7 protein-coding genes are annotated in these 10,154 nt (G+C 69.9%); 2 read left to right on the top strand and 5 right to left on the bottom strand.

Going from position 1 to position 10,154, the window contains the following annotated elements; all coding sequences use genetic code 11:
- Positions 1-416: 416 nt before the first annotated feature.
- From DIE22_RS12160 to DIE22_RS12140, 5 genes are all read right to left on the bottom strand, one after another.
- Entirely contained in the window at positions 417-2,327 is a 1,911-nt protein-coding gene (locus tag DIE22_RS12160) for a sigma-70 family RNA polymerase sigma factor (RefSeq protein WP_409410187.1), read from the bottom strand.
- Entirely contained in the window at positions 2,311-2,625 is a 315-nt protein-coding gene (locus tag DIE22_RS12155) for a high-potential iron-sulfur protein (protein WP_124605180.1), read from the bottom strand. The genes DIE22_RS12160 and DIE22_RS12155 overlap by 17 nt, the downstream gene beginning before the upstream one ends.
- 74 nt (positions 2,626-2,699) lie before the next feature.
- Positions 2,700-3,959, bottom strand: coding sequence for a c-type cytochrome (locus tag DIE22_RS12150; RefSeq protein WP_124605179.1), 1,260 nt, complete (start codon positions 3,957-3,959; stop codon positions 2,700-2,702).
- 77 nt (positions 3,960-4,036) lie between these two features.
- Positions 4,037-5,764 (bottom strand): methanol/ethanol family PQQ-dependent dehydrogenase, encoded by a 1,728-nt coding sequence (locus tag DIE22_RS12145; RefSeq protein WP_124501540.1) that lies wholly within the window; start codon positions 5,762-5,764, stop codon positions 4,037-4,039.
- A 682-nt stretch (positions 5,765-6,446) separates the two neighbouring features.
- Complete coding sequence (locus DIE22_RS12140) at positions 6,447-7,439, bottom strand: alpha/beta fold hydrolase (protein WP_124605178.1); 993 nt, start codon at positions 7,437-7,439, stop codon at positions 6,447-6,449.
- A 331-nt stretch (positions 7,440-7,770) separates the two neighbouring features.
- Between DIE22_RS12140 and DIE22_RS12135 the strand changes: the two genes are divergently transcribed.
- Positions 7,771-9,774, top strand: coding sequence for a sigma-54-dependent Fis family transcriptional regulator (locus DIE22_RS12135; RefSeq protein WP_124501538.1), 2,004 nt, complete (start codon positions 7,771-7,773; stop codon positions 9,772-9,774).
- Between the two features lie 292 nt (positions 9,775-10,066).
- The gene (pqqA, locus tag DIE22_RS12130) at positions 10,067-10,141 is read left to right on the top strand and encodes a pyrroloquinoline quinone precursor peptide PqqA (protein WP_006410019.1); all 75 of its coding nucleotides are present in this window, start codon (positions 10,067-10,069) and stop codon (positions 10,139-10,141) included.
- The last annotated feature ends 13 nt before the right edge of the window (positions 10,142-10,154 follow it).

Genomic DNA, 10,154 nt, shown 5'->3' with positions numbered 1-10,154 from the left:
CGCGAGACGCGCCCAGAAGCCTTCGTAATCCTGCTCGGCCTCGGCGGCCAGCGCCTGGTAGGCCGGCATGCCGGAAAGGGTCGCGCGCTCGCGCGTGTCGGCCGACGGTTCGAAGATTCGGCGTTCCTGCAGGATCGATACGAGGGCAGTCAAGGTGTTCTCCATGGAAATCGTAGGGTGTGGCCTGACTGTTGAAACGCAACTTGCATGCCAATCGCGCGGGTATTCGGCCGGAACGGCGTACGTGCGCGTTGTCGTGCGGCTTTCGCCAATCTATCTGCACTGCAAAGCAATTACCGCTCGAACGCCCGGCGATCCTGTCGGCCTGCGTGTTGCGTCGAAATGCAGCAGCGGGTGTTGCAGGCGTCAACACGGCGCACGATGCGCGGCGTGCACGCCGCGGGCCGGACGCCGTGCTATGCGATGAACGACCGGAGCACGTCGAGCGCGTCGGACGCACGCAGGCGCGCGAGCGCCGACGCCTCGATCTGCCGCACGCGTTCGGCGGACAGGTTCAACTGGCGGCCGATGTCGCGCAGCGAGCAGCCTTCGTCCGTGTGCAGCCCGTAGCGCAGCCTGAGGACCATCGCCTCGCGCGGCGGCAGCCGGTCGATCGCGGCAGCAATCGTATTGCGCAATTGCATGGCGCCGGCGGCATCTTCGGGCGACGGCGTCGACACGTCCGGCGCGACGTCGGCGAAGGTCATGTCGCCTTCCGGCGAGACCGGCACGTCGGCCGACACCGGTTCCTTCACGATCGCCATCAGGTCGCGCACCTTGTCGACGGGCTCGCCCATGTGGACGGCCAGTTCGGCCGGCGTCGCCGCCGTGCCCGCGCGTTGCCGATGCTCGCGCGCGAGCCGCGTCAGCTTGTTCAGCGCGTCGACCGTATGCGTCGGCACGCGGATCGTCCGGCCGAGGTCGGCGAGCGCATGGGTGATCGCCTGCCGGATCCACCAGGTCGCGTAGGTCGAGAACCGGAAGCCGCGCCGGTGGTCGTAGCGCTCGATGGCTTTCAACAGGCCGATGTTGCCTTCCTGGATCAGGTCCGCGAACGGCAGCCCGCGATCGGGATAGCGCTTCGCGATCGACACGACGAGCCGCAGGTTCGCGTCGAACAAGCCCGTGCGCGCCGGCTGCATCGCGCGTTCGATCGCACCGAGCCGTGCATCGAGCGACGCGGTCGCGCCGGGCGGCAGTTCCGACGCGGGGGAGCCGCGCACGATCGCGTCGCGTGCATCGACGAACTCGGCCGCGCGTCGGGTCAGCGTCGGCCCGCAGGCGGGATGCGCGGCAATGCATGACGCGAGCCAGCCGGCGTGGTCGTCGCCGGTTGCCTGCGCGAACGACGGCGGGATGCCCACGCCGGCCAGCAGTCGCTCCAGCCGGCCGCGCAACGCGCGATGCCGGCGTGCGCGTACGCGCAGCGGCTCGCTCATTCGCTCGAGCGCGCGGGCGGACAGGCGCAGGGTGCCGAGCAGCGCCGCGGCGTCGCGTACATGCGTGCGATACGCGGCGCAAGCGCTGCCGCCGGACGCCAGCGCCGCACGCAGGCCGTCCGCGAGAGCGTCGATGCGTGCGAGCCGCGCCACTACCGCGTTGCGCCAGGCCGCATCCTCCGTCCGCGTATCAGTCTCGGTGTCGTCACGCGCGGGGTCGTCGGTGGTGGCGGCTGGCGAAGCGCCCGCATCCGCATGATCGGCCGGCGTGTCGTCGCGCGGGCCGTCGTCGAGAAAGGTCACATAGGTCGCTGCCGCGGTCCGGCATGCGGCGATTTCGGTGCGGATCGAGACCAGCGCGTCGAGCGCGTCGGGGTCGCCGCACAGTACCGCGACCGACGCGGCACGGCCGCGCTCGATTCGCTGCGCGTACGCGAATTCCTCGTCGCGCGTGAGGAGCGGCGTCGTGCCCATCTCGCGCAGGTACAACCGGACCGGATCGGTCGTGCGCGGTGCGAGCAGGTCGGCCGCGGCGAGCGTGCCGACGCCGTCGACCCACGCGCGCGCGGGCGGCGCGGGCCGGAAGTAGCGCTCGAGCGTCCAGCCGCTCGTGGCATCGGCGCTGTCGCGCACCGCGATGCCGAGTTCGCCGAGCACCGCGGCGGCCGCGTCGATGTCGCTTTCGTTCGCATCGTCGTCGGGCAACGCGTCGATGATGTCGCCGCGCGTGACGAATCCGCGTGCCAGTCCGGTCGAAATCAGCGCGTGGAGATGGGCGGCCGCGCGTTGCGGTGCGTCGTTGTCGGGGCCGGCGGCGGACGCCGGCGCGTGCCGCGGTGCGGACCGCGCCGGCATCTCGCCGCGCGACGCGTCACGCGCGCTTGGCATATACGTTGCACCAGCCGTCCGCGGCAACCGACTTGCCGGCGAACATCGCGCACGTGCCGGCGGCATCCGCCGCCTCGCCCTTGTAGAAGCGGCAGTTCGAGCAGCGCTGGCCGGGCTGGAATTTCGGGAATTGCGCGGCGTCGATGCTCGACGCGCGGGCGCGATAGCCGAGCGCCTTGGCCGCGGCGTCGTTTTCGTCGACGAGGGGCGGGGCAGCCAGCGCGGGGCGTGCCGCGGCAAGCGCCGCGCACAGTCCGATGGTCCGGACGATGAAGGTTCTGCGAGTCGTGGTGTGCATCACTGTCGTTTCCTGGTGAAGAAGAAATCGTGGCGTCGTGCGGCCCGGCATGCGCATCCGGGCCGCAGGCGCGGTTACTGGCTGGCTTCCCTGTGTCCCGCCGGGCCGACGACGAGCGGCGCGGCCGATGCGCGCGCCGTATCGGCGCTCAGCTTGTTCTTGCTCGCGGCATAGCCGTTCGATGCGAGCAGGAACGCCATCAGGTCCGCATAGTCGTCGTCCTTCAGCTTGCCGGGCTGGTCGGCGGGCATGTTGGTCGCCATGTAGCCGAACACGCCGCCGATCGTCAGGTGCGAATGCGCCAGCGGCGCGAACGACGGACCGCTCAGCGCGGGCGCGGTGTCGCCTTCGAGGTTGGCGCCGTGGCACTTGGCGCACGCATTGCCGTACAGCGTCTTGCCATGTTCGACCTGGGCCGCATCGAATGACGGCGCGGCATCGCCGGTGCTCCCGGAGACCCGCATGAAGCCGCCGCCGGCCGGTACGCCGCGCGCGCGCAGCAGGCCGGCGCGTGACGGGCCGGCGGCCGCCATCGCGCCGTCGAGAAAGCGCGGCGTCGCGCGCGGATCGTGCGCCTCGAGCGCACTGCCCGGCAGCGCCCACTTGCGGGTCAGCGCGGCGAGCCGGCCGTTGTTCTTCATCTGAGCGAGTGCCGCGTCGATACGCTGCTGCAACGCGGCCGAGCGCGGCGCGAACGCGAACGTGAGCTGCCACTCCGCATAGGGCGACGAGGTCGCGCCGATGCGGAACGCGTGCTTCGGATGCGCGGCCTGATACGCGACGACCGCCGGGTACCAGACGATCGCGCGATGCGCGCGGCCGCTCGCCACGGCGGCGACCGTTTGCTCGGACGTGTTCTCGAGATCGAAGCGCGCGTTCTTCTGCTGGACCGCGATCAGCTGCGCGGGGCTCGCATAGGTGGCCGCGACGATCTCGCGGTCGGTGGCCGCTGCGCCGGCATCGCGGCGCGTGACGCTCACGTAGCCCGAGCGCAGGTAGCCCTGCGAGAACAGCAGCTTCGTTTCGGATGCGTCGGCGATGGCCGAGCGCGGAAAGCCGGCGAGCACGTCGCAATCGCGTTCGAGGATGCCGGCGAGTTCGTGCGCGGACACGCCGTCGTCGTCGCTGCCGCCGGCGTCATGCGCGGCGAACGTCGCGGCGATGCCGGCCGTGCGGAACGCCTCGCGTGCGACGGCCTTGTCGAGCGAGGCCGTCGGCGTACCGGGCAGCGAGCAGACGCGCACCGGCGTCGCGGCCGTGGAGAGCGCCGGTGTCAGCGCCGTGCCTGCCGCGAGCGCACAGGCCACGGCGAGGCGGGAGAGTCGAATGTTCATGATCGTACGCCCGGATGGGAAGGGGGGAAGGCACCCGCGCCGGCGGCGCGGGCACACTGCGGGTGGCCGTAAGACGGTCAGCCGCGATCGAGGGCGAACACGTACAGCGTGCCGCCGCGCGGCACGTCGTCAGCCGCCTTGGCCATCGGGCCGCCCCAGATCGGGTTCGCGCCGCCGTAGCCGGCGAGTACTGCTACGTACTCCTTGCCGTCGACTTCGAACACCGACGGCTGCGCGATGATCCCGCTCGCGAGCTTCGGGCTCTCCCACAGCACCTTGCCGCTGGTGACGTCGAATGCGTACAGGTGGCCGTCGAGCGAGCCGCTGAACGCGAGGCCGCTCGCGGTCGTCGCGACACCGCCGTTCCACGGCAGCTTGCTCCAGTGGCTCCACACCTTCTTGCCGGTGTTGACGTCGATCGCCTGGAGCTCGCCGTAGCCTTCGCTGCCCGGCTCGGGCTTGATCTCGAAGCCTTCGCCGAGATACGGCAGCCCTTCCATGTAGTTGACCGACTTGCCCGACAGACTCATGCACGCATGCAGCGCCGGCACGATCGCGAGATGGCGTTCGGGGTCGTACGACACCGACCACCAGTTCTTGCCGCCGAGGAAGCTCGGGCACGTGTCGATGGTCGTGCCGACCTTCGGATACTTCGCGGGATCCTGGATCGGCGCGCCGTCTTCCGTGTAGCCGGTGACCGATGTCGCCTTCACGAACGGCTCGGCATAGATCAGCTTGCCGCTGTCGCGGTCGATCGCGTGGAAATAGCCGTTGCGGTCCGCGTGGATGATCGCGTCGTGCTCCTTGCCCTTGTACTTGATCGTCGCGAGCACCGGCGTGTTGACGCCGTCATAGTCCCACGTGTCGTGCTTCGTGTACTGGTAGTGCCACTTGAGGTCGCCGTTCTTCGGATCCAGCGCGAGCAGCGAATCGGAGTACAGGTTGTCGCCGGGGCGCAGGTCCGCGAGCCACGGCCCCGGGTTGCCGACACCCCAGTACAGCGTGCGCGTCGCCGCGTCGTAGGTGCCGGTCAGCCAGGCCGGTGCGCCGCCGTGCGCCTGCATCCCGTCGGGCCAGGTATCGGCGTGCTTCTCGCCCTGGCCCGGGATCGTGTAGCGCTTCCACAGCAGCGAGCCGTCGTTCGGGCTGAGCGCGGCGATGAAGCCGCGCGCGCCGTATTCGCCGCCCGAGCTGCCGACCACGAGCGCGCCGTCGAGCGCGAGCGGCGCGAGCGAGAACGAGTAGCCGAGCCCCGGCTCGAACATTCGCTTCTTCCACACGAGTGCGCCGGTCTGTGCATCGAGCGCGGCCACTTCGCCGCTCAGCATCGCGACGTAGACGTTCTTGCCGTACAGCGCGACGCCGCGGTTCACGACGTCGCAGCAGGCCGTCTTGAACGACTCCGCGCCGAGCTTCGGCTCGTATTTCCACAGTTGCGCGCCGGTGGCCGCATCGAACGCGTACACGTTGTCCTTCGGCGTGGTCACGAACAGGTAGCGGCCGTTGACGATCGGCGTGGCTTCGAAGCCCTGCTTCAGCTCGGCCGGAAACTTGTAGCTCCACGCCTGCGTGAGCTGCTTCACGTTCGACGCGTCGATCTGCTTGAGCGGCGAATGCGCCTGGCCGTTGTACGTGCGGTAGTAGGTGAGCCAGCCCGGATCGCGTTGCGCATCGGTGAGCCGCTGGTACGTGACGGCCGGATAATCCGCGGCGGCGTCCACGAGGCCGGGATTCAAGGCGATGGCGGCGGCTGCCGCGATTCCGATCGTTGCCAGTCGGCTCGTCGAAGCCGAGAGTTTTTTCATGGTTGTCTCCTGAGTCATTGTGGTCGCACCGCGGCCAACACATGGCCGGGCCGGCAGGGGTGGGGATCCGGGTCCAGTGCGCAACCAGTCACGCAAATCGCATGCCACTGCGGCGAGAGGCTTGCCGCGCAAGACGGAGCGGCCGATTGCGCGTGCGGCGGCGATGCGTGCGACGCAGCGCGGGTGATCCGCGTGTGTTGCGTTCGGGGACAGCCGCGGGCGGAGTGTTGCGAAACATGACAGTGCGGTGCGCGCTCGGGCGCATCGTCTGCGCGGCGCATGGCGAATCGCGGCGGCCCGCCGTGCGTGCATGCGCGAACGCGTCGACGTGCGACCGCGGGAATGCGGTCGCCTTCGACGAAGCGGGCCGATCTCGCGCGGCCCGGTGCGATTCGCCATGCGCTGTGCGCGGCGTGCACCCCGGAAACGTTCAGGGCGACGAGCACGCGCGCCGGGAGGGATACCGTGCCGGTGACCCAAATTGGCACAGGTTCGACAGGGGTGGCACGAACGGCAAGCTGTCGCGTCGCTCGGCCCACCTGCTCGACAGGCGCTACGCGAGCGTCGGGATGCTCGGCCGGAACTTGTTCAACGGTCCGAATCATTCGTTCGACGGGCGCAATCCCGTCGACGCGAAGTTCGTCGGACTGGGCGCGACGCGCGGCGCGTGGGTCGGCGCGCGCTATGCGTGGGACGGAGCGGGCGACCCGGCAGCGGGTGGCGCGTCCGCGCTGACGGCCAGCATTTCGCGCAGCGCGCGAGCGACGCCCTGCGCGAGCGCATCGTCGCTCGCGAGATGCCCGGCTCGCACGCGTTCGACGGTGGCGGCCGGCACCGCGCGCGCGAGACGGCCGACGTTGTCGACCGGGCACACGCGATCACGCGTGCCGTGCACGGCATGCAGCGGCACGCGGGCCTGCGCGGCCTGTCGGGCCAGCGCGAGCAGCCGGCGCTCGCCGAGCCAGCACGCGTGTTGCAGGTAATGCGCCTGGATCCGGTATTTGTCGATCAGCCGGTCGACGGCGGGTTGGGTCGGCCGGGCGCCACGTGCCGGCCGCCCCGTCAGGATCGCGTCTTCATACGCATTCCAGGCCAGCGCGACCGCACGTTGCCGCGCCGCGCCGGCCCCCGGCTGGAGACGCCGCGCGCAGCAGGCGATCAGGCGATCGGCACGCGCGGTGCCGGCGGCGGCTGTGAGGCGCTGCCATGCCCGCGGTGCCCGCGCGCGCGCGCCGACGAAGAGGCCGCGCACTTCGCGCGACGATGTGAGGAACAACCCGCGCAGCACGACGCCGGTCACGTGCGACGGATGGTGTCCCGCATACGCGAGCGCGAGCGCCGCGCCCCATGACCCGCCGACGACCGCCCAGCGTGTGATGCCCAGACGGGTGCGCAATGCCTCGAGGTCACCGATCAGCCGCATCGTGTTGTTGTGACGCAGGCCGCCGCGCGGCGTCGACGCGCCCGCACCGCGCTGGTCGACCAGCACGACGCGCACGCGCGTCAGGTCGAACAGGCGCAGCACCGCCGGCCGGCTGCCGCTGCCGGGCCCGCCGTGCAGTACGACGACGGGCTGGCCGAGCGGATTGCCGGCATCCGTCCACGCGATCCGGCATGCGTCGCGGGACAGGGCAGGCCGGGAGCCGGAAGCGGAGCGGAGCAGTCGGTGCGTCATGGCGTCATGTCGTCGGGGTATCGGGAGCGGCGTCGCGGCCGGGTGCCACGGAAAGCGCGAACAGACCGGGGCTTGATCCACATCAAAGCCAGAATCGCGCCAGCGACCACGATCGGGATGGACCGGGTAGCGGCGGCGGGCGGATTCGCGATATGACGTCCGCAGTCGTCGCTTCGCATGCCGTCGACTGTTTCTTGCATTCTGCTTTCGACCGGCGTCGGCGCAACGATATCCGGCAATCGGCCCGGGCGCCGCCGGCAGCGTGGCCCGAAGCTTGCTTGATCCAGCACAAAGAGTCCGGCACCGACCGGAAGGATCCCCGGAGGAGACAATGCGCGATGACGTTCATCCGACGGCCAACGCACGGGCCACGCATGCGCCCGGCTGGCCGACGCCGACGATCCAGAAGTCCCATGAGCGGTCCGAGACGTTCGGCCTGCAGGCATCTGCACGTCCCGACTACGACCTGCTGTCCGGCGCGGCGCTGGCGCTCAAGCGCGAGCAGAACCGCGTGCTGTGCGTGCATGCGATGCCCGTGATGGAGTCGCTGCACGAACAGATCGTCAACACGCAAAGCATGATCGTGCTGACCGATGCGGAAGGGTTGATCCTGCACTCGATCGGCGACGACGACTTCCTGCGGCGCGCGGAACGGGTTGCGCTGCGCCCGGGCGCGAACTGGGCGGAGAACCGGCAGGGCACCAACGCGATCGGCACCGCGCTCGCGGAGCTGTGTCCGATGGTCGTGCACGGCGACCAGCACTACCTGGCCGCGAACCATTTCCTGACCTGCTCGAGCGTGCCGATTCTCGATCCGTACGGCGACGCGATCGGCGTGCTCGACGTGACGGGCGACCACCGCAGCTATCACCAGCACACGATGGCGCTCGCGAAGATGTCGGTGCAGATGATCGAGAACCACCTGTTCACGACGACCTTCCAGGAGACGCTGCAGGTGTCGTTCCACGGCCGCCCCGAATTTCTCGGCACCTTGATGGAAGGGATCGTCGCGTTCACCGCGGACGGCCGCTTCCTGTCGGCCAACCGCAGCGCGCAGTTCCAGCTCGGGATGCCGCTCGCCGCACTGCGCGCGCATACGCTCGCGTCGCTGTTCGACGTGACGAGCGCACAGCTGATCGACCGGATGCGCGCGAGCACCGAGCCGCACGTGTCGCTGAACCTCGGCAACGGCGCGGTGGTCTGCGCGCGCGTGCAGTTCCGGCGCGCGTTGCGGGCCGAGGGCAGCCGGCCTGCGGAAGTGCACGACGGCGCCGCGCGGCCGCCTGCCGCGCAGGGCGCGGCGAGCCTGTCGCGGCTCAGCTATCTCGACACCGGCGATCCGCAGGTCGCGGCGGTGATCGCGAAGGTCCGCAAGGTGATCGGCAAGGACATTCCGGTGCTGATCACCGGCGAGACCGGGACTGGCAAGGAACTGCTCGCGCAGGCGATCCACAACGACTCGCCGCGCCGTGACGGGCCGTTCGTCGCGGTCAACTGCGCATCGATTCCGGAGACGCTGATCGAATCCGAGCTGTTCGGCTACGAGGAGGGCGCTTTTACCGGCGCACGCCGCAAGGGCGCGACCGGCAAGCTGCTGCAGGCCAACGGCGGCACGCTGTTTCTCGACGAAATCGGCGACATGCCGTATCCGCTGCAGGTGCGGCTGCTGCGCGTGTTGCAGGAGCGCATCGTCAACCCGCTCGGCTCGACGAAGGCGATCGGCGTCGACATCGCGATCATCTGCGCGACGCACCGCGACCTGCGCGACATGATTGCGCAGAACCGCTTTCGCGAGGACCTGTACTACCGGCTCAACGGCCTCGTCGTGCGCCTGCCGCCGCTGCGCGATCGCACGGACCTCGCGGTGGTCGTCCAGAAGATGCTGCAACGGGAGACGCTGTCGGGGCCCGGGCGCCGCCCGCTGAGCGTCGCGCCCGACGTGATGGCGCTGTTCGAGCGCTGCGCGTGGCCGGGCAACTTCCGGCAGCTCGCGAACCTGCTGCGGACGGCATCCGCGATGGTCGAAGACGACTGCGAGATCCGCTGCGAGCATTTGCCGGACGATTTCTTCGACGACGTGCGGCGCGACGGCGGGCCGGCGGCGCAGGGCACCTGTGCGCCGCCGCTCGCCGCGCAAGCGCCTGCATGCGTGGCCGCGGCCGCGGCCGGCGATGCGCGGTTGCAGGACGTGGCCGCGTCCGCGATTGCGGCCGCGCTCGCGCGCCACGGTGGCAACGTATCGGCCGCCGCCCGCGCGCTCGGCGTGTCGCGCAACACGATCTATCGCAAGATGCCGGCCGCCGGGCCGGATGCGCTGGAGCCGGACGAACCCTGACGGCCTGCGCGACTGTCACACGGGTGTGTCAGGTTGCAACACCCGGTGTTCAGGGATTCAACACTTGTTCAACCGGCCGCGCATGCCACGAGCCTTCGCCGGAAGGCTGTCGAAATATTTCCGTATGAAAATCGAAAGAATCCCGGTGGCGTGACCCACCGGCGGCTGCCGCATGCCCGCGCGCGCTGCTGCGCGATGCAAATCCAGCCCCGGCACGCTCCTTGCTGAATGGGTATCGGCCGCTCGATCGATGCGGTTTCATCGACTCACTTACTCAACCAGGAGACACATCATGCAATGGACCACCCCGGCTTATACCGACCTGCGTTTCGGCTTCGAAATCACGATGTACATCGCCAACCGCTGATCGACGCGCGCAG

It is taken from the genome of Burkholderia sp. Bp9142 (assembly GCF_003853415.1).
Taxonomy (GTDB): Bacteria; Pseudomonadota; Gammaproteobacteria; order Burkholderiales; family Burkholderiaceae; genus Burkholderia.
The sequence above is the reverse complement of the archived record's forward strand: the minus strand, read 5'-3'. Positions and strand labels throughout refer to the sequence as shown.